Origin of the sequence: Kitasatospora sp. NPDC058190, from assembly GCF_042883685.1 — a bacterium.
In the GTDB taxonomy this organism is placed as follows: Bacteria; Actinomycetota; Actinomycetes; order Streptomycetales; family Streptomycetaceae; genus Kitasatospora.
Genome location: NZ_JBHVVI010000065.1, coordinates 18796 through 36960, shown reverse-complemented (window position 1 = coordinate 36960; position 18165 = coordinate 18796). Strand labels below are relative to the sequence as shown.

The 18165-nt window shown below is 70.7% G+C and carries 16 protein-coding genes and 3 pseudogenes; 8 read left to right on the top strand and 11 right to left on the bottom strand.

Annotated features, from left to right (window positions below; genetic code table 11):
* Positions 1 to 72 precede the first annotated feature (72 nt).
* Both ACFVWU_RS26925 and ACFVWU_RS26920 read right to left on the bottom strand, forming a co-directional pair.
* Positions 73 to 1245 (bottom strand): LCP family protein, encoded by a 1173-nt coding sequence (locus tag ACFVWU_RS26925; protein WP_387625652.1) that lies wholly within the window; start codon positions 1243 to 1245, stop codon positions 73 to 75.
* Positions 1246 to 1300: 55 nt separating this feature from the next.
* A complete protein-coding gene (locus ACFVWU_RS26920; RefSeq protein ID WP_387625678.1) occupies positions 1301 to 1813 on the bottom strand; it encodes a SigE family RNA polymerase sigma factor in 513 nt (170 codons plus the stop codon).
* Positions 1814 to 2266: 453 nt separating this feature from the next.
* Between ACFVWU_RS26920 and ACFVWU_RS26915 the strand changes: the two are divergent.
* Positions 2267 to 2526, top strand: a pseudogene (locus ACFVWU_RS26915) (helix-turn-helix domain-containing protein); the annotation flags it as partial.
* A gap of 63 nt (positions 2527 to 2589) precedes the next feature.
* Here the strand turns inward: ACFVWU_RS26915 and ACFVWU_RS26910 are convergent.
* On the bottom strand, positions 2590 to 3525 hold the full coding sequence (locus tag ACFVWU_RS26910; protein WP_387625650.1) for a hypothetical protein: 936 nt from the start codon (positions 3523 to 3525) through the stop codon (positions 2590 to 2592).
* Between the two features lie 159 nt (positions 3526 to 3684).
* Positions 3685 to 3900: a hypothetical protein gene (locus ACFVWU_RS26905; RefSeq protein ID WP_387625648.1), complete on the bottom strand. Its 216-nt coding sequence runs from the start codon at positions 3898 to 3900 to the stop codon at positions 3685 to 3687.
* Positions 3901 to 3972: 72 nt separating this feature from the next.
* Here ACFVWU_RS26905 and ACFVWU_RS26900 point away from each other — a divergent pair, with 72 nt between their 5' ends.
* Together ACFVWU_RS26900 and ACFVWU_RS26895 are read left to right on the top strand one after the other, a co-directional pair.
* Positions 3973 to 4836 (top strand): LLM class flavin-dependent oxidoreductase, encoded by an 864-nt coding sequence (locus ACFVWU_RS26900; protein WP_387625646.1) that lies wholly within the window; start codon positions 3973 to 3975, stop codon positions 4834 to 4836.
* Between the two features lie 466 nt (positions 4837 to 5302).
* Positions 5303 to 6076 (top strand): replication-relaxation family protein, encoded by a 774-nt coding sequence (locus tag ACFVWU_RS26895; protein ID WP_387625644.1) that lies wholly within the window; start codon positions 5303 to 5305, stop codon positions 6074 to 6076.
* Positions 6077 to 6261: 185 nt separating this feature from the next.
* On the opposite strand, the gene ACFVWU_RS26890 is transcribed toward ACFVWU_RS26895, so the two are convergent.
* The 4 genes and pseudogenes from ACFVWU_RS26890 to ACFVWU_RS26875 all read right to left on the bottom strand — a co-directional run bounded on the left by ACFVWU_RS26890 (position 6262) and on the right by ACFVWU_RS26875 (position 10229).
* Entirely contained in the window at positions 6262 to 8322 is a 2061-nt protein-coding gene (locus ACFVWU_RS26890; protein ID WP_387625642.1) for a multicopper oxidase family protein, read from the bottom strand.
* 343 nt (positions 8323 to 8665) lie between these two features.
* Positions 8666 to 8849, bottom strand: a pseudogene (locus tag ACFVWU_RS26885) (hypothetical protein); the annotation flags it as partial.
* A 270-nt stretch (positions 8850 to 9119) separates the two neighbouring features.
* A complete protein-coding gene (locus ACFVWU_RS26880; RefSeq protein WP_387625640.1) occupies positions 9120 to 9479 on the bottom strand; it encodes a LysE family translocator in 360 nt (119 codons plus the stop codon).
* A 6-nt stretch (positions 9480 to 9485) separates the two neighbouring features.
* Positions 9486 to 10229, bottom strand: coding sequence for a metallophosphoesterase (locus ACFVWU_RS26875; RefSeq protein WP_387625638.1), 744 nt, complete (start codon positions 10227 to 10229; stop codon positions 9486 to 9488).
* A gap of 181 nt (positions 10230 to 10410) precedes the next feature.
* Here ACFVWU_RS26875 and ACFVWU_RS26870 point away from each other — a divergent pair, with 181 nt between their 5' ends.
* Complete coding sequence (locus tag ACFVWU_RS26870; protein WP_387625636.1) at positions 10411 to 11067, top strand: CGNR zinc finger domain-containing protein; 657 nt, start codon at positions 10411 to 10413, stop codon at positions 11065 to 11067.
* A gap of 835 nt (positions 11068 to 11902) precedes the next feature.
* Here the strand turns inward: ACFVWU_RS26870 and ACFVWU_RS26865 are convergent.
* Positions 11903 to 12118 carry a hypothetical protein gene (locus ACFVWU_RS26865; RefSeq protein ID WP_387625634.1) on the bottom strand — a complete coding sequence of 72 codons (216 nt, stop codon included), beginning with the start codon at positions 12116 to 12118 and terminating at the stop codon, positions 11903 to 11905.
* 795 nt (positions 12119 to 12913) lie between these two features.
* Here ACFVWU_RS26865 and ACFVWU_RS26860 point away from each other — a divergent pair.
* Together ACFVWU_RS26860 and ACFVWU_RS26855 are read left to right on the top strand one after the other, a co-directional pair.
* Complete coding sequence (locus tag ACFVWU_RS26860; protein ID WP_387625632.1) at positions 12914 to 13360, top strand: hypothetical protein; 447 nt, start codon at positions 12914 to 12916, stop codon at positions 13358 to 13360.
* A 1005-nt stretch (positions 13361 to 14365) separates the two neighbouring features.
* Positions 14366 to 14824, top strand: a complete 459-nt coding sequence (locus ACFVWU_RS26855; RefSeq protein ID WP_387625630.1) for a CAP domain-containing protein — start codon at positions 14366 to 14368, stop codon at positions 14822 to 14824.
* Positions 14825 to 15264: 440 nt separating this feature from the next.
* Here ACFVWU_RS26855 and ACFVWU_RS26850 read toward each other — a convergent pair whose 3' ends face one another.
* Positions 15265 to 15675, bottom strand: a complete 411-nt coding sequence (locus ACFVWU_RS26850; protein WP_387625628.1) for a hypothetical protein — start codon at positions 15673 to 15675, stop codon at positions 15265 to 15267.
* Positions 15676 to 16019: 344 nt separating this feature from the next.
* On the opposite strand from ACFVWU_RS26850, the gene ACFVWU_RS26845 reads away from it, so the two are divergent.
* A complete protein-coding gene (locus tag ACFVWU_RS26845) occupies positions 16020 to 16142 on the top strand; it encodes a hypothetical protein (protein ID WP_387625626.1) in 123 nt (40 codons plus the stop codon).
* Between the two features lie 748 nt (positions 16143 to 16890).
* On the opposite strand, the gene ACFVWU_RS26840 is transcribed toward ACFVWU_RS26845, so the two are convergent.
* A complete protein-coding gene (locus ACFVWU_RS26840) occupies positions 16891 to 17808 on the bottom strand; it encodes a PIN domain-containing protein (RefSeq protein WP_387625624.1) in 918 nt (305 codons plus the stop codon).
* Between ACFVWU_RS26840 and ACFVWU_RS26835 the strand changes: the two are divergent.
* Positions 17776 to 18159 (top strand): annotated as a pseudogene (locus ACFVWU_RS26835) (fatty acid desaturase family protein); the annotation flags it as partial. The gene ACFVWU_RS26840 and the pseudogene ACFVWU_RS26835 overlap by 33 nt on opposite strands.
* Between the last annotated feature and the right edge of the window lie 6 nt (positions 18160 to 18165).

The following is an 18165-nucleotide window of genomic DNA, read 5'->3' as shown; positions in this document are numbered from 1 at the left end:
TGGACCGAGCGGCTGAGCTGCATCCGGGGCGACACCCACGCCGCCCGCCGCCCAGCTCACGGCGTCCCCTTCTCAGTCGACGCAGGGCACTCCGTTCCCGGTCGGGGCTCCGCCCGTACCCTCACTGGTCAGGATCTCCTTGGCCTTCCCCGGCTCCGCCACCAGCGCCGCCCCGTTCGCCTGCACCGGTAGCGTCGAGGCCGCCGCCTGCCCCCGTGCGAGCGCGGGCACCTGGCGGACGAAGTCCACCGGGCTCCACCCCTTGTCGACCACCAGGTCGTCCTTCAACGCGTCGTACAGCGCCCCCAGCTTCCCGGCGTCCCCCATCACCCCGCCGTCACGCAGCTTCTGCAGCACCCCTGCGAGGAACGCCTGCGCGCGCCGGGTCCGCCCCAGGTCCGATCCGTCGCCCACCCCGTGCCGTTGCCGGACGAAGGCCAGCGCCTGCGCGGGCCCGAGCTCCGAGCGCCCGGCGGGCAGCTTGGCTCCGCTCCACGGGTCGTCCACCGCGTGGTTCAGGCAGACCGGCACCCCGCCGACCGCCTGTGCGACCCGGTAGAACCCGGTCATCGAAACCTCCGCGAAGTGGTCCACCGGCACCCCCGTCAGGTCCTGGACCGCCCGGATCAGTGCGGTCCGCCCGGCCTCCCGTCCCTGCCAGCGCAGTTCGGCTCCGGAGACCCCCTGGCGCGTCAGCCGAGTCTGCTCCGTGGTCTCGGCCTGCGTGTAGACCTGGTTGATACTCATCTGCTTGCCGCCGCCCGCGTCGACCAGCACGTCCCGGGGAATCGACAGCTGACGCACCGCCCCCCCACCGGCCGGGATGTGCACCAGAACCATGGTGTCCGCGACGTCCACGTCGCCGGCCCCGGCGTGGAGTTCCCCGCGGCGCAGGTCGGCGGGCGCCGGCCGCCCCTGGGCGTCGGTCGTCGAACTCAGCCCGATCAGGAGAATGGTCACCCCGTGGTCGAGCGGCGCCGGCGCGCCGGCCGAGGCGGCGGCCAGCGCCCCCGAGGTCCGCCCCGGCACTGCGGACGGGACGGTCAGCGCGCTCGCCCCCGCCGCGACGGCCAGCGTCAGCCCGCCCGCCAGCAGCACCGTGCGCCGCCGTCCCCGCCTGCGCCGTCGTCCGCTCTCAAGTCCACCGTCCACCATCCGGGCAGCCCCGTCCGCTTGGAGGTCGGCGCCGGCCCGTCCGAACGCCGCGCTCAACCGCATCTCGAACTCCTCGTCCCCGCCGGTCACTTCACCACTCCACTCACCGAAGATCCGTCCATGACATCCGACTCGTCTCGCTCGCTCATGGCGCCACCAACTCCGCCAGGTCCGCCCCCAGCAGGGACCGCAGCCGGGCCAGCGCCCGGGTGCACCTGGTCCGGACCGCCGACGAACTGTCCTTGAGGATCACCGCGGTCTCCTCCACGCTGCGGTCCTCCCAGTACCGGAGCACCACCACCGCCCTGTCCCGCGGCGGCAGCTGGGCCAGCGCATCGACCAGCGCCATCCGCAGCGCCGCGTCCCGCTCGTGCGCCGACACCTCCGGCAGCACCTGGCTGGGCCGCTCGGTACTGCTGCGCCTGCGCCGGTGCGTCAGGAACGCCCGGACCAGCACCGTCTGCGCGTACCCCGCCGCGTTGTCGATCCGGCCGGCCCAACTCGGCCGGTACAGCCGGTGCCACTGCGCGTACATCTGGCCCAGGGTCTCCTGCACCAGGTCCTCGGCCAAGTGTGCGTCGCCTCCGGTCAGGAAGTACGCCGACCGGTAGAGCGGTCCGGAGCGGGCCGTCGCGAACGCGACGAACTCCTCCTCCATGGCCGCCCGCCGTCGAGCTTTGCCCACTGCCCTCTCCCGTCCCCTCGCGATATCCGCCCTATGACGTCCTGAGGGCACCGGGATGTTTCAAAGAATTTTCGACCGACCGTGAAGTCCCCCTGACCGGCGCCCCGGGCGTGCCGGAACAGCAGCCGGCCAGAAGCTCAGCGGCGAAGCCCCGTCGGCCGGCGGGTGGAAGCGGTGCGGGAGGCGAGGACGTGGGCCGCCCGCGCGGCGGCCCGGTCCGCGGCGGCGGTCGCCGCCGTCGGCGCCGTTCGGCCGCGCAGACCGTTCCCGCGCTCGCTGCTCCGGTCCGTGCCGCCGGTCCCGGTCCGGCCCGGGGGCGGGTGCTGCCGGACCTGGTCGACCGAGGCCGAGTTCGTGCTGCCCGGCGGGAAGCGCGAGGTGCGCCCGGACGGCCTCCTCGCTCAGCCCCCGCAGGGCGGCCTCCGGATCGCCGCCCACACCCACGCCGGGAACGGCAGTTGACCCGGATCCTCAAGACCGGGCTCGGCGTCACCCCGAGCGCCTACGTCGAGTCGGCCCGCGTCGAACGGGCCCGCAACCGGCTGGAGACCACCGACGAGACGCTCGAACGCATCGCGTCCACCTGCGGGTTCGGGACCACCGACACGCCCGTGCGGGCGTTCCGCCGCCAGCTCGGCACGACGCCGACGGAGTACCGGCGCCGGTTCCGGACCGTCCGGGGGTGAACGGACGACGGACGCCCGCGGTCCGGGGACCGCGGGCGTCCTGGGTACCTCAGCGGTGCCGCGTCAGCGGCGGGCGCCCCGACGGCGGGCGATCACCAGCGCGCCCCCGCCGACGGCGAGCAGCGCGGCCCCACCAGCGCCGTAGACGATCATCTGGCTGCTGTTGCCACCCGTGCTGGCCAGGGTGCTGGCCGGCGTGGTCGAGACCGGATTGGCGGTCGGCTTGCCGACCGGGCCGGTCGTGTCCGCCGGTGCGGACGGCGCCGGCACGGCCGGGGCGGTCGACGGGGTGCCGCCGGACGGCGTCCCGGTGGTGGCCGGCGCCGACGGCTTGGCGGTGGTGGAGGGCGAGGCGGTGGCCGTCGCGGTGGCGGTGGCCGAAGGCGTCGTCGTGGCGGTGGGCGTCCCGGTCGGGTGCGGGGTCGCGGTGGCCGTGGGCGACGCCGAGGAGGTCGGAACCGGGACGGTCGGCGTGCCGGTCGGGGTCGGCGCGCAGGCCTTGCCGCCGTTCCAGGCCGAGATCAGGTTGTCCGGGAAGACGCCGTCCGGGTACCTCGGCGCGGGGTTGGCGACGCCGTCGAACTTCTTGTCGCCGTTGTACAGGTCGATCTGGCCGTAGCACTTCGGCAGGTGGGCGGAGACGTCCAGGGTCGCCTCGCGGTTCCCGCTGCGCAGCGTCGTGGTCGCCCAGCCGAGGAAGGTCTGCTTGCCCGAGGTGGCCCAGGTCGGCCCCTCGGTGTCGTAGGAGGCCAGCGAGACCCGGTAGTCGCAGCCGTCCACGACGTCGCCGACCAGGCGGACCTGGATGACGCCGTGCGGCTGGGACATCCGGCCGTCGGAGATCCAGCCCTTGCCGCCGTCGACGGAGAACTGGACGCCGACGGCGCCGCACCCGTGCTCGGCCTGGGCCTGGGCGGTGCCGGCGGTGAGCAGCGGAGCGCCGACGGCTATGCCGAGGGCGGCGAGGGCCGGAAGGCTCCGGCGCAGGAGTTGGTGCACGAAGAAGCTCCCTAGGGGTTGTACACGGTTCGGGTGGGACTCACAGCTCCCCCGGCGGCGATCCGGACGGACCGTCACCGGAATTGAGCGGACGTGAAACCGTGACCGTACCTGATGGCCCGGAAGCCCCGGCCCCCAGGGCGTGAACGTGGCAGCGAGTCAGCCGAGCCGCTCAATATCCACCGAACCGGGATCCCCGACGTCCAGGCGCGGGACTCCGGCCTCGTCGCATGTCCAGATTCCCCGCTCAGGGGCGGTGAAGTAGTCGTCGTCGCCGTGCGGCACGCTTGCCGGACCTTGCACGGCAGACGACACGAGCGCATGGGCTGACGTCGTCCTGCCCGCACCTGCACCACCGGTCAGTGTCAGCAGCACGGCGACCTACCGTGAAGCCGTCTGGATCCGAATTCGATTGCCGCTTCACGGCCGGCTGCGCATCCTGCTGGGATGCGCTTCTCCATCAACATCCCCAACTTCGGCGACTTCGCCGACCCCCGTAACGTCGCAACGGTGGCGGCTGCCGCCGAACAGGCCGGCTGGGACGGGCTCTTTGTCTGGGACCACGTACTGCACCGACAGCATCAGGGGCGTCCCTTCGGGGACCCCTGGATGCTGCTGACCGCCGCCGCGCTGGCGACCTCGCGGATCCGACTGGGCACCTTACTGACACCGGTCCCTCGTTACCGTCCGCAGCAGCTCGCCCGCCAGGTGGCCACCCTGGACCATCTCAGCGGCGGCCGGGTGATCTTCGCCGCGGGCCTGGGCGGCCCGCTTGAGGACGAATACCGAAGCTTCGGCGACGCCGCCGAGCCGCGCATCCTCGCCGAGCGGCTGGACGAGGGACTGGGGTTGTTGGGGCGCTTCTGGTCCGGCGAGCCGGTGAACCACCACGGCCGGCACTACGAGGTCCGGGACGTGACGCTGGTGCCCGCCACCGTGCAGCGGCCTGGTCCGCCGGTGTGGATCGGCGGGTTCTGGCCGCGTCGTGCGCCCATGCGGCGGGCAGCGCGGTGGGACGGCGCGGTGCCGCTGTTCGAGACGGCCCGGCATGGTCACGTGCCGGATGTGATGGAGGTACGGGAGCTGGTCGGCTACGTGCGCAAGCAGCGCCCGGCCGTGGCTGGGCGCCTCTTCGAGTTCGTGCTCGGCGGTGCCACGCCCCCGCACCCGGCCAAGGCCAAGGACGTGATCGGTCCGCTGCACGATGCCGGCGCCACCTGGTGGGACGAGCGGCAGGTCCAGACCGGCCCCGACCTGGATCGTCTGCCCCCGGTGCTACGCCGCATTGAGGCCGGGCCGCCAGTCATCTAATGAGCCGCTCGCCGGTAGGGGTGGTGGCGGGGGCCGGATCCGGGGTGGGTGGAGAGGGTGCGGCGCGCGGGCCGGGAACGGGCTTGGCCGCTGTCAGGAGCGCCGGATGCCCCGGAGAAGCAGCAGCCGACCACGACCCACCGGGAGAGGCCCGTGAGCACCCGCCAGAGCCCAGCCCAGCCCGACGACAACGACGACCAGGCCGACGGCATCGAACCACCACAGCCGTCCCGGCCTGGCCGGATCGCGTACCGGCGCGCGCGGACAACCCCCACGGCTCGACCACCGCGTTGCGCGCGGACGTCCTCGCCGCCCCCGGCGTCCTCAAGATCGCCACCGCCGACCAGCTCCGGCGACTGCCGCGCCCCGGCGCGGCGTCGAACAAGGCGATCCGACAGACGCTTGGTGGCCTCGCCCTGCACGGCCTGGTCGCCCCCGACGGGAACACCGCCGCCCGGCACAAGACGTGGCGGCTGGAGGGCACGGCCGGACTGGAGGCGGCCGGGCACGTCCTCGGCCTGCCCGGGGCGCCGGGCGCTCCGGTGCCCAGCACGCGATGGCGGTCAACGAGACCGTGCTCGCCTTCGTCCTCGGCGGCACCGCGCCGGACGCCCCGTGCGGGGTGGGCGCCGTGACCGACTGGTCGACCGAGGTCGAGTTCCCGCTGCCGGGCGGCAAGCGCAAGGTGCGCCCGGACGCCGTGTGGCGGGCGGCGGAGATCGGGGTGCCGGTCCTGATGGTCGAGGTCGACCGCTCCACCATGGCCATCGAGCGGGTGGCCGCGAAGTTCACCGCCTACCGTGAGCTGTTGCGCGTCAAGGTCCGTGACAACGACCCGGCCCTCGCCGACGAGGAGCCGGCCGACCGGACGGTGCGCTGGTGGCGCCGCACCTGGCCCGGCCAGACCCGCGCCGGGTACCCGCCCGTCGCCCTGGTCGTCACCGACGCCGGACCGGTCGCGCCGGCCAACCGGCAGGAGGCGGTGGCCGAGCTGTCGGCCGAGGTCTGGGGCGGGCGATGGTGCACGGTGCACCGGGACGACGATGACGGGGACGGCTGGCGGGTCTACGACGACGCCGTGTCCATCATCGCGACCACTCCGGAACTCCTGGCCGAGCACGGTCCGCTCGGGCGGGCCGGTGTGGTGGCGCTTCGGCCGCGACGGACGGCACTCCCTGATCGAGGCGCTGGACAGCCCGGACAACCGCACCGCCTACGACCTGCGCCAGAAGGCCCGTGAGAAGAAGGCCCGCCAGGCCCACCGCGAGCTGATGCAGACCCTGGCCTGTGCCGACTGCGGCGACATCTCCGAGCAGGAGAGCACCTACGAGACGGGTGCTGGATGCGGACATCGATCGGCAGGGGCACGGTCGCGGACTCCCGCTTTCTTCGTCCCGCCGCCGAGTGATCACCGCTGAGAAGGCCTCAATGGCTGCGCTGATCGAGGACCTGCAACGGCCGCATCATTCCATTGTCCTCGTGGTCCATGATGTGACAGTGCCAGACGTACCGTCCCGCAATGCCGAAGCGAACCTTGACGCGGGTGATGTAACTTGGCAATGCGATCACGGTGTCCTTATATCCGCCTTCCCCCGGTTGCGGGGGTGACGATGCGCCGCCCGTGATTTCTTGGCGGCCGAGGACCTGGAATCCGATCTGGTGGATGTGGATAGGGTGCGCGTCGGGGGTGAAGTTGTACAGTTCCCAGATTTCGGTGTCGTCCTTCACCGGCGTCTCGGTGACCGGGTCCGACCACAGGAGCGGGGTGGCTGAGCCACTTGGCGTAACTGTGCCAAGTGTGTCCATCGTGGGCGCGCCGGTGAAGTACGCGGAGTCCTCTTCGTTGAGTGATAGCTTCCGGACCGTCCGACTCTCGGGAAGCGCCGGGATCGGGGGAAGCACGATCTGTGACGGCGGGACGCTGGTGTCGGTAGAGGCAAGGGAAACGACGGTGAATTTCATGACCTGCCCCGTGGTCGTGATATCCGCCGGCGTAAAGTCGGTGACCGGTGCGCCGCCGTCGTACGCCTGGTCCGGGCCTTCATTGATCAAGTAGAACCCGGTGCCGACTGGGGTGCCGGTGAAGTCGACCACCACGTCGGCGCGCTCTGCGGGGGCCAGGAGGAGTTGATCCAACTGGACCGGGGCCGGCAGGAATCCCTGGTCGTTTCCGATCTGCCAGAAGGGCAATGCGGGGCTGACGGGGCGGGGGGCCGTGGCGTCAGCCGCGATCTTCAGGATGAGAGTACGGGCGTTGCTTGCGTTGAGGACGCGCAGGCGGTACCGCCGCGGTTCGACGTTGAGTACCGGCCAGGTGTTCCCGTTGACGACCATCGCGGTGCCGAAGAACTCCGGGTTCCAGATGGGCGGAACATCGGTGTGGGGGATCCATGGACCGTCCGGCGGGGTGTCCCCGAAGTCTCCGCGACTGCTGGGGAAGATCAGCGACCCGTCCGCTTTGAAGGACTTGTCCTGAACCACCAGGGGGATTTCGTAGGGGTGGGCGCCGTGGACACCGCCTCGCCCCGGCCCAGGAAGGACTCCCGAGGGGAGATCCGCGGGTCCGCCCCGCAGCAGGTAGAAACCGGCAAGGCCCGCGTAGACGTTCACCCGAGTCATGCCCAGAGCGTGATCGTGGTACCAGAGAGTCGTGGGACGCTGATCGTTGCCGTACGCGAACGTCGCCGACCCGGGGCGCCAGCGGACGCCGTAACGGTCACGGAACTGCTCGGCGAACCGATCGTAATAGGTACCCACGCGAGCATAGTCACGGGGAATATCACGGGATGCCGGCAGGTACCAGGCTTCGGGGTATCCGTCACTCTCTTCTCGGCTGTACCCACCGTGCAGATGGGTCACGATGGGCACAGGCCCTGTGTACGGTCCGGGAGTGGTTGAGAACGTCGGCCGAGAATCACGTCCGGCTGTTCCGCCAGGAGGGTTCGCCCAATGCAACGTGGGATCCACAGCACATAGATGGGGCAGATAGAGGCCGCGCGAGGTGACGAGGTCGTTGACCCATGTCACGGAGATCGGCCGATCCACACGGGCTTCGATGGTCAGGCCTGGCGTATGAAACGACTGCGGGTGGCCCACGGCTCCGTAACCCCAGACCGTGGTGGCCGGCATCCCGATTGGCAGCATTTGCTGTCGGAACTGACGGACCGCGATGCGGTAGGAGTCCCGGCCCTCGCTGGGCATTTTATCCAGAAGAAACAGCGGCGTCCTGTACTTGGGTACGGATGACGGATCGAGCGCGTCTCCCGATGGCCGTGAAGGATGCGGGTGGTGCCGACCGTGTCGAGGAGCCCCCGACCTGGATGGAGAATCGACGGCGTAGGCATGACCGTCCGAAAGTGCGCCGGCGAAACCTGCGGCACCGACTGCCGCAACCGTGGTTCTGAGCAGCTCGCGTCGACTCGGCAGAGAACCCTCGGCGATATCAGCGGCCTGTGAATTCTTCAGAGGATCGGCATCCTTGATCACGCTCGAACGATAAGTGCACGACGCGGAGTGCGGCGTTATTTCCGCCAGTCGACATGCCGCACCCCTTAAAGTCGGCTCATTAGACTATTGCTACAACGGCAGATCTTCCGTCCAGTGATCGAAGCCGACCGCCCCGCTTCGTGGAGCGATCGGCACGGCCACCAGAAGGGCCGGGCCGGATCCAGCGCCGACGTCACCCTGCTGCTCGGTGGAACGACGTCGAGGTCGCGCCGCACGATGCTGATGCGGGTCCCCCAAGTCGCGCACGCCGCCTGAAGGCCCTGTTCGTCGTACTCGATGTCGAATTCGCTGTCGCCGAACGCGTCGGTGTAGCGGTCGCACTCGCCGATGTTGTAGATCCCCGCTGCCGGGGACGCCCCGTGGTCGCGGCTGACGACGGACACACCGGCCGGCGGCTGGTACGGCCCGCCGACCTGGTAGTCGAACCCGGCGTGCACCGGAGGCACCGTCACGGCGGGCGGGCCCGTCGCCGATGCCGATGTTCCCCCGGACGTGGAAGGCGGGATCGTCACCGCCGGTTCCGCGGTTCCGCGGTTCCGCTGGAGGAACTGCACGAAGAGACTGCGAGTGGTCGCTGGAGGAAGGCCCCGCCGGCGGCCCCGCCCGGCAAACGATGCTGGGCTGGGGCGCCGGAAACCACGACCGCCAGGGCGATCCCGACACCCCCGACGCCGACCTGCTGCTCACAGTGAACCGGGACAGCGCCGACGGCTGGTCGTACTGCTGGGACAACGAGTCCTTCTCCGACGGCTCCGGCTCACAGGCGCCGCTGGACGTCACCGTCGTGGCCGCCGGGAGGTTGCCCGGCCGGGCCGGCCGGCACCCGGACTGGCCTGGGCGGACCGCCAGGTCCACACGCCGAGGCCGATGAGACAGGCGGCGCCGCCGAGCCGGACGGCGGTGAAGGCTCGGCCGGAGCGCATGGCTGCGGTGGCCGGTCCGGCGATGGCGAGGGTGGCGTGCACGTACAGGCCGCCGACGGTGCCGAGGATGACGGGCAGCGCGTGGCGGCGGCCCTGTTCGGTGACCTGCCGGATCAGCAGGGCCAGGCTGGCGCCGGGGGTGGCGATCAGCGGGAAGACCGACGCCAGGAACCCGGCGACGGCATACGGGTGCACCACGGTGTCTGCGGCCACGGGGAGTCAGAGCACGGCGCGGAAGTGCGTGGTGAGGCGGCCCGCGTCGTCCAGGACGTGGAAGGCGAGCGCGGGCGGTTGGTCGCGGTCGGCGGGCCGGTCGCCCTCCCACGGCATCCGCAGGGTCCAGGTGACGGCCGGTCCGACGATCAGTGGGCGGCCCGCGAAGGTGGACGCGGCGGCGGTGTGCGCGTGCCCGGTGATCACCGCGACGACCTGCGGATGCGAGTCGAGCAGGGCCCCGAGGCGTTCCGGCTGCCGGAGCATGCCGGAGTCGGGCAGCGGGTGGTGGAGCGCGACCGGCGGCTGGTGGAAGGCGATCAACGCCGGCGTGGTCGACGGCAGGCCGGCGAGAGTGGTGTCGATCCAGTCGAGCGTCTGCCGGTCCAACAGCCCTTCGTCCCGGCCAGGGATGGTGGAGTCGCACATCAGCACCGCCGCTCCGGCGACGTGGTGGAGCCGGTTGATCGGCTGCTCGCCGGGCGCCTCGCCGAGCAGGGCCTCGCGGTAGGCCGGACGCACGTCGTGGTTGCCGGGGCAGGTCAGCACGGGGAACGGCGCGGACAGCAGCCGGGCCGCCTCCTCGTACTCGCTCGGCGCGCCGTGGTCGGCGATGTCGCCGGTGACCAGCAGGGCGTCGACCGGGCGCGGCAGGTTGCGCAGGTGGTCCATGACCCGCGCGGCCCGCTCGGTCGCCTGTTCGCTGCCGTCCAGGTGCAGGTCGCTGATCTGGGCGAGCAGGACCGTCATCGATCTGTCTCCTTCGCTTGCGTGGTCACCCTTCCGCGCGGGACACGGCAAGGTCCGACCAGGGAAACTAATGGTTGGTCATCGCTTTGGCGTTAGCGACCTTAGGGTAGGGGCGTGGAGGTGATCAAGAGGATGTGATCAAGTAGGGCTCGACCGGCTCGTGGAGAGGAGAAGCGGCAACATGCAACGCTGTCTGGCGCTGGAGTTGGTGAGCACCATTCGCCATGACGGGAACGGAGGCGTCCTCGACGACCTGGCCACGATCGAACAGGCGGCCGCCTGGCTGACGGAGCACCGCGAACCACCGGCCGACGCGACGGCGCGGCTCATTGTGGACGAGCAGCTGCACGGCGAGATCATCGCGCTGCGCCGGGCCGCCCGGACCCTGTTCGCCCGGGCAGTCAGCCCGGCTCCGCCGAGCCCGGCGGATGCGCACCGGCTCATGCCGGCCGCCGAGGCGCTCGAGCTGCTGAACGCGTTGGCCGCAGTTGAGCCGGTCCTCCCGCAGCTGGACTGGCCGGGCGACGGCGAGCCCAGCGTCCGACTGGTCTCGTCGGTGGTCGACACGCGGACCGGGGTGGTCGCGGCGTTGGCGCGGGCCGTGATCGACTTCCTGGCCGGCCCGGACCGGGCGCAGCTGCGGGCGTGCAAGGCGCCTCGATGCGTCCGGTACTTCCTCAAGACCCATGGACGGCAGGAATGGTGCAAACCCTCCTGCGGCAACCGGGCCCGGGTCGCCCGCCACTACGGCCGGCAGCGTGCGGCTGCTGGTGCTGTGACCGACAACCTTCGCCGGGTCCGGACAAGCGGACGGACGAACGCCTCCGCTGATGGGTAGCGTCGGCTTCACCGTTCGAAGGGGGAGGAGGACCATGGACATAGCAGAACGTGCCGTTCCGCCGCGTGTGGCAGTCGCAGAGAGGGCCGCCGCCGAAGCTGCATTCAAGAAGAGCTGCATCCCTCAAGTGGGCAGGTTGCTCAGCCTGGCCGCGGCTGCGAAGCCCGGCGGAATCATTGCGGAAAGCGGCACCGGAGCGGGAGTTTCCGTCGCCTGCTCGCCTACCTCGCCGCCGGCGGCACCCTGGACGGCCCGGCGAACCGCACCGGCGGCGAAGCGGACCCGGCGTTCCGGCCCGGCACCTGGCTGCGCAAGCAGGACAGGGCCCGCACCGACGGGAAGCTGACCGACCAGCAGACCGCGCTCCTGGATCCACGGACACACCGCCGAGACCGTCGCCGGCTGACTCCGAAACCGTCTCGCGGCCGGGCGTCCGGCCCGAGACGCCTGTCCGTCAGCAGAAGGGGAGCACGATGTTCAGCAGCAGTCTGGTGGCCGAGGACCTGGTGGCCGCCGGCCGTGATCCGCAGTACGCCTGACGGTGTGTTCGGTCACCCGGTTGGCTGTGCGGCCCCTCACCATTGACCTGGCCGCGGTCCGTGCCACGAACTCCTGGCACCCCCTGGCACCCCCTGGAACTCGCCGGGCAGTTCGCCCCGTTCTGCCGCCGCGCGATCCTTCGCCGGCGTGGCACGACGATTGCGTGGTTCCGGGCCGACCCGGACCTGGCGTGCCCGACGGGTCGGCACAGTCCCTGCGACTCTCCCGGCTACGCTCGCTCGGGAGCGCCCCGCGGCGCGTGGCCGCGGGGCGCCTTGTGGGGTGCCTTGTGGGGTTAGTCGACCGGCTGCCCGTCGTACGTACCGCCCACGCAGGGGTTGCCCGGCAAGTCGATCCGGGGCGTTCCGCCGCCCTTCTCGCACTGAGAAGGGGTCACGTAGGACGGGGCACCCTGTGCGGTGGCGGCGGTGGCGGTGGCGGCGCCTGTGAGGCCGAGTCCGGCCAGGGCTGCCGTGGCAGTGACGGCGGCGAGTATTCGTCGAATGCGCATGTGGTTCCCCTTTCACGGATTACCTCGATTGGGGCACTAATTCAGTATGTGGGTGGCACGTCATGTTGCGCCATTCGGGTGACGGTGCTGTCGGGGGGCGGGGTCGGTGACGCGACCCGTCGGACAGTCGATATGTAGGGCGTTTTGTCAAGCGGTGCAGGGGTGACCTGCCTCCGGCGTGGTGTGCCGGGGGCTGGCGGGGTCCGGGTTGGGTGCGTGTCGCGCGACGACGCGCGGTCGGCATGATGTGCGCGGGTTGGTTACCGCATGACCGGTTGTGCGTCGGGAGCGGGCCGCTCGTCCAGCGATCGGGCGTGGCCCGGTGGTGGGCCGGGCTGCCCATAGTGCCTTCGCGGGTCGTTCCTCGCGCTGCACCCGTGGTCGGGCTCCCGCCGGCCGGTTTGTGGGGCGGCGGCTCAGGGGCCCAGGATGGCCAGGCTCCAGCACCAGTCGGACAGTTCCCGTGCGACGGGCCACCACGGTGATGGTGGACTGCTTGTGGCGCGCCTGGAGCGTGGTCCGGCGTCGGTGCAGGCCGCGGTTGCCCTGATCGGCGCGTTGCCGGATGGGGACGGAACCTGGTCCAGCCGCGCGCGCAGGGCGACGTCGGGGTGGCGGTAGGGCGTGCGGTGGTGCCAGGCCGCCTCGACGAGCAGGCGTCTGGCACGGGTGTTGCCGGTCTTGGCGATCCTGCCCTGCGACGTCGGTAACCCGAGGAGTCCTCGCGGGGGACGAGCCTACGACCGACGCCAGGCCGCCCGCGAGGACGAGCAGCGCAGGGCCCACCAGGAGCTGATGGACTCCCTGACCCGCATCGACTGCGGCGACGTTCCCGAGGAGGAGACCTCCTGGGTGTACGGCAGCCGCCAGTGGACCCGCCGCCCCGGCGGCCGCTGCTGGTCCTGCCACCAGGGCCGAAAGGAACGGCTGGAACGGGAGGCCGAAGAGCAGCTGGAAGCCGCCCGCACGGCGAACGCCGCGCCGCGCCCGTGCTGGACGTGCCGGGGCTCGATCGGCGGGGAGGAGGGCTCGAAGCTGGAGCTGCGGGAGAAGGCCGACCCCGACCGGCTGGAGTGCCCCACGTGCGTGCACGCCCGCGCCGCACAGGACTTGGGCCCGCTGGTGCTGCCGGTCCCGACGAAGCGGGAGCTGGTGGCCGCGCTGGTGTCGGCTCCGGACGATCCGTGCTGGGAGACGCGGGTGCTCCACGCGAAGCTCTACCCGCCGAAGGACAGGGTGTGACCTGTTGTCGTGGGTTGTGGGCGTGAAATGGCCTCTCGCGCCAGATTGTCCGGACCTTTGGTCGGACCTGTCGGTGGCCGGGTTGGTGACGGTGTGTGGTGGTGGGTGGGGGGCTCGGTGTTGTGGGCCTGTATTCGGTGGTGAATTTAGCCGTGAATTCCGTCCGGTTGTTTTGGTGGGTTGGTTGCCGGTGGTTTTCTGGATTCGGGTTGGAATCGTGGTTGGTGGGGTGGTGGCGGGGGTCGGTGTTCGGTTTGTCGGGGCCGGGCTGCGCCCTTGCCGCGTGCCCGGCCTCCGTCTGCCCGGTCCGGTGCTGCGCCGCCGTCCTGGCCGGGTTGGCCGGGGGTTGCTGCTGGGTGGCCGTCAGGCTGCCCTGGTGGTGGTCCGGGAGGCCGTTGCGGGGTTGTGCTGGTGGTGGGTGGGTGCTGTCGCGTTGCCTGTCGCGCCTCGCCGGGCCGACGGCGGAGCACATCTCGGCAGTGTGCTGATTTGACCAACTCTTGATCCGGAAAAGGTGACTTGTAGATATGCGGGCACCTGAATGAGGTCGACGCGGGCCGGGCGCGCGGAGGCGCTCCGGTGCCGGACGCGGCGTGAAACGGCCGGAGGTGCCGGAGTCCGATTTCCCGGGAACTCCTGACTTGAAGCCGCGACGAATTCGCAGAAATCGCCGTCCGGGAAAGTCAGTTGGCCAGGGCGGCGGGATTCGAGGCTACGAAGCGCAGAGCCTCGATCACCGGCTGCACAAAGAAATCTCAGCGGCTTCTTCAGTCGCCGGGAAGACGTACGCTGGTGCTATTGACGGCGGTCATGTGGCCGTCGGACAGAGCGATTTGTTGCCGATGGCATCCTGGCCATCGCATGAGCCAGGCGTGCGGCCCGCTTCCGTGACGGCCGTGGTCCGCGCCGGCACGTGCTGCTGCTTTCTGTGCGACCAGGGGGGTCGCAATGAGAAATCCAACTCGGGTACACCATCGCGCCGCGAACATCTTCGCAACGGCGCTGATGACCGGAGGCATGATGCTGGCGACGGTTGCCACCGCGACCGTCTCCCATGCGGCGGAGTTCCCCGCCCAGATCAGCCCCGGCGACCAACAGACCATCCTCTCCGAGACCAACAGCGTTCGCGCCCAGGCCGGCCAGTCAGGTCTGACCTGGGACGGCGGGCTTGCCTCCGCGGCACAGTCCTGGGCTGACAACCCGGCATCCACTGCGGGCGGCTCGTTGCACCACGCGTCAATAAGCAACGCCGCCGAGAACATGTCGAGCGCCGGGCCGAGCCAGGCCACGGGGCAGTGGGCCGGCGAGAAGAGCGCCTACGACTCCGATCCCAACCATGACCCGCACGCCAACCAGGCGGGGTACTACCGCTGGGGTCACTACTACAACATGATCAACCCTAGCTACAGCAAGATGGGCTGCGGAGCGAAGAGCGGCGTCACGGTGTGCCGGTACGCGCCCTGAGCCACCCGGCACCTCCGGACGCGGACCGCATCGTCGTCGCCGACTCCGCCGTCGCCCGATCGCTGCTGGCCCGGGCAGCGAGCCCGGGCCAGCCCTCCCCTCGCAGGCTGCGCCCCGCGAGAGGCTCGGCTGCGGCGACTCGCAGACTCGGCCGGGGCCCCGCGGCCGTCGCCGTGCCGGACGAAAGCCGTAAGGGCCGCCAGGGGGCCGCGGAAGGCCGTGTGCTGCACTTCGGCTCACCGCGTCGACGCCCGCGCCCTCGCCAAGGCCCTGGCATCCGCTCGGGCCTGGAGGACCGCCCAGTAGCCCGTCGCCATCGACCCCGAGCAGCCGGCGCAGGGCGTGTGCGCCAAGATGCAGGCCGAGGTGCGCCCCGAGGAGACCGGGATCGACCCGCTCAAGGCGGCCGGCGGGCGCATGCGGGTGATCGCCGGCGACGCCTACGGCGATTTCGAGTTCTTCGACGCTTCCCGACGCGGTCCGGAGCGCCGCGAGTTCGCCGTCGCCCTCGGCCGGTTCCAAGGGCTCGCGCCCAAGCGGGTGCCCGTGTGGTCGACACCGGGCTCGCCCCCATCGTCGCCGCCCGCGCGATCCGTCGCATTGCCGCGATTGAGGAGCAGCACCAAGACCAGGCCGACGCTGAGCTCCTGGTCGACGTCGAGGCCGGGCCGGCTGCGCTGGTCACCGGCTGCGAGGAGCTCCTCGCCGAGCGCGGCCCGCTCGGGCCGGTGTGGTGGCGGTTCGGCCGCCCCGGACGGCACTCCCTGGCCGAGGCGCTGGAGAACCCGAACAACCGTGCCGCCTACGACCGGCGCCAGGCCGCCCGGGAGGGCGAGCAGCGCAAGGCCCACCGGGAGCTGATGGACTCCCTGGCCTGCGTCGACTGCGGCGATGTTCCCGAGGGGGAGAGCACCTGGGAGTACGGCCTCCACGGCAGACAGAAGTGGACCCGCCGCCCCGGTGGCCGCTGCTGGCCTTGCCACCAGGAACGCAAGGGACGGCTGGAACGGGAGGCCGAGGGCAGCTGGAAGCCGCCCGCACGGCGAACGTGGCGCTGCGCCCGTGTTGGACGTGCCGGGGCTCGATCGGGGGGAAGAATGGCTCAAAGCTGGAGCTGCGGGAGAAGGCCGGCCCGGACCGGCTGGAGTGCCCCAAGTGTGTGCAGGCCCGCGCGGCAAAGGACTTGGGCCCGCTGGTGCCGCCCGCCCCGACCAAGCGGGAGCCGGTGGCCGCGCTGGTCTCCGCTCCGGACGATCCGTGGTGGGAGGACCGCGTGCTCCACGCGAAGCTCTACCCGGCGCGGGACCGCAAGGCGTGACCAGGCCGGCGGGCGCCAGCGGAAGGCTCACCCTGACCGGCCCGCCGATCCGGACTATCAACGCTCCGGTCCATCTCTACGTGTCTGCCGGCTCTCCTGCCTGTTTGTGGTGGGGAATCGGCTCGAACCTGGGCGGAACCGGCGGAGCCCAGACCTGGTCATGGGAGGACCGCTGGTCAGGGAGGACGCGAGACAGAAGACCGCTGACCGCCCTGACAACGTCAGCGGGCAGCCTGGCTTCCTCGTTGAGTGCGACAGAGGGCAGATGGGGCACGTCCTCCGGAGCGATGGGCTGTAGACGTTCCGCTCGAAGGACGGTGACGTCCCTTTCGGGCGCGGTGGGGCTCAGCAACACGCGCGTCTCCCACGCACAGCCCAGGGTCCACGCAGAGAATGCGTCGGCGTAGCCGGCGACCAGCCAGCGCACTGTCGCGGTGCACCAAGTGTGACCGCCGATCTCATGCGCACGGACGTCCCTCACTTCACTGAGCTCGGCGGAAGCCACCGACAAGCCTCGGTCGGTGGTGACCGTTCGAAGCCATCCGGGCTCGGCGAACGCGGCGGCAGTGAAGGCCCGCCGCTCTATAGCGCATGGCCTCTTCAGCGATCCTGCTCCGTGTTTCCTCAGTTGCAAGAAGAGCCTGCACCTCTCCTTCGTCGGCAGTGACCCCTGTCGCGAACTTGGTGACGACGTCGTCCAGGGAGGTGAAGAGCACGAAACGATGCTCCATGCCTTCGAGGTCTTCGTTCATGGGGTGCGGGAAGGAAGAGCCGTCACAAAGTCGCGCGTGTTGTTGCTGACGAAGTACACGGTCTCGTCGGGGCTCTGTCTGGCGAAATTCACGGCGGTCAGCCAGATCGTGGCACCACGGGCGCCGGTCTTGTCCTTGCCGCTGTTCACCGACTTGCAAGGGGCGAGAAGGTTCGCCTCACGGAACATCGCCTCCTGGTAGGCCTGCACACTGGTTTCAAGAGTGGCAGCGACCTCCGAGTACCGCTCGCGCCAGTGCTCCCGCACGCGCTCTGGATCGGCCCTCACCGAGCGGAGCACCGAACCCCATGAGGTCGCCTTGGCCAAGTCCTCCACGGCGCTAAGGGCGGCCTGGTACTTCTCCTCGTACCGCAGCGCTTGCTGAGCTGCCAGCTCCTCCACGGCGATCCAGGGGGCAGTGACGCTCTCAACGCCGGAGGCTCGGATCGTTCGAAGCAGCTCTGCGACCGGGCCTCGAAGTGAGATGCCCTTGAGTATGTTCGCGTCCAGGATGATTGTGGCGGGTCGGTGATCGGCTGAGGAGCCTTGTTTTCGGGCTGGGGGTTGGTGGGTTGGTTGAGAAGGGCCGGGTTGTGGTGGGAGTTGTTTTCGGGGTGGGGCCGGTTCTGCGGGGGTGTTGTGGCTGGGTGTCAGGGTGGTGTGACCTGCTGGTTTTGGTGGTTGGTTGAGAACTTGCAGGTCGCGTGAGAAGTGGTGGGGATTTCCGCAGTTCTGGTTGAGAGCCCTGTATGTGCCGGGTCGGGTCGGGGGTGGCTGGCGCCCGGCAGCGGCGCAAGGGGTCGGATCGTCCGGTGCGCATCGACTCGGCGGTCTGGGCGGTGCTGCTCCGCTGCGGCGGGTTGTGCGAGAACCCGCGGTGTACCAGGCAAGGCGGCGGCCTTCCTCGCCGTGCACCAGGCGCTGCTCGGTGTCTACCCGGGCTGCGTCTTCGCCCCGAACCACAAGGGCATGCTGATGGCGACCCCGGAGCTGCGGCTCGACTTCCTGCGCCGCCAGGTGCCCACCTCGCGCAACGTTCGCGGTGGGTTGGTCGTCGACGCCGTGATGGGCGGCCTCAACGACCAGGTGGAGTACCACCTCTTCCCCAGCAGGCCGACGCCCGCGCTCGGACGGGCAGCGCGGATCACCCGCGCGTTCTGCGCGGAGAAGGGCATCCCGTACTACGAGGTCAGCCTGTTCCGCTCGTACCGCGAGATCCTCGCCCACCTGCACCGTACTGGGGAGCCGATCCGCTCGGGGGAGTGAGACGGA

Excerpts from the sequence above, each read along its gene's own strand:
- ACFVWU_RS26860 (WP_387625632.1), top strand. The coding sequence starts at position 12,914 with ATGGACTCCCTGACCCGCATCGACTGCGGCGACGTTCCCGAGGAGGAG.
- ACFVWU_RS26900 (WP_387625646.1), top strand. The coding sequence starts at position 3,973 with ATGCGCTTCTCCATCAACATCCCCAACTTCGGCGACTTCGCCGACCCC.
- ACFVWU_RS26865 (WP_387625634.1), bottom strand. The coding sequence starts at position 12,118 with ATGCGCATTCGACGAATACTCGCCGCCGTCACTGCCACGGCAGCCCTG.
- ACFVWU_RS26855 (WP_387625630.1), top strand. The coding sequence starts at position 14,366 with ATGACCGGAGGCATGATGCTGGCGACGGTTGCCACCGCGACCGTCTCC.
- ACFVWU_RS26870 (WP_387625636.1), top strand. The coding sequence starts at position 10,411 with ATGCAACGCTGTCTGGCGCTGGAGTTGGTGAGCACCATTCGCCATGAC.
- ACFVWU_RS26920 (WP_387625678.1), bottom strand. The coding sequence starts at position 1,813 with ATGGAGGAGGAGTTCGTCGCGTTCGCGACGGCCCGCTCCGGACCGCTC.
- ACFVWU_RS26875 (WP_387625638.1), bottom strand. The coding sequence starts at position 10,229 with ATGACGGTCCTGCTCGCCCAGATCAGCGACCTGCACCTGGACGGCAGC.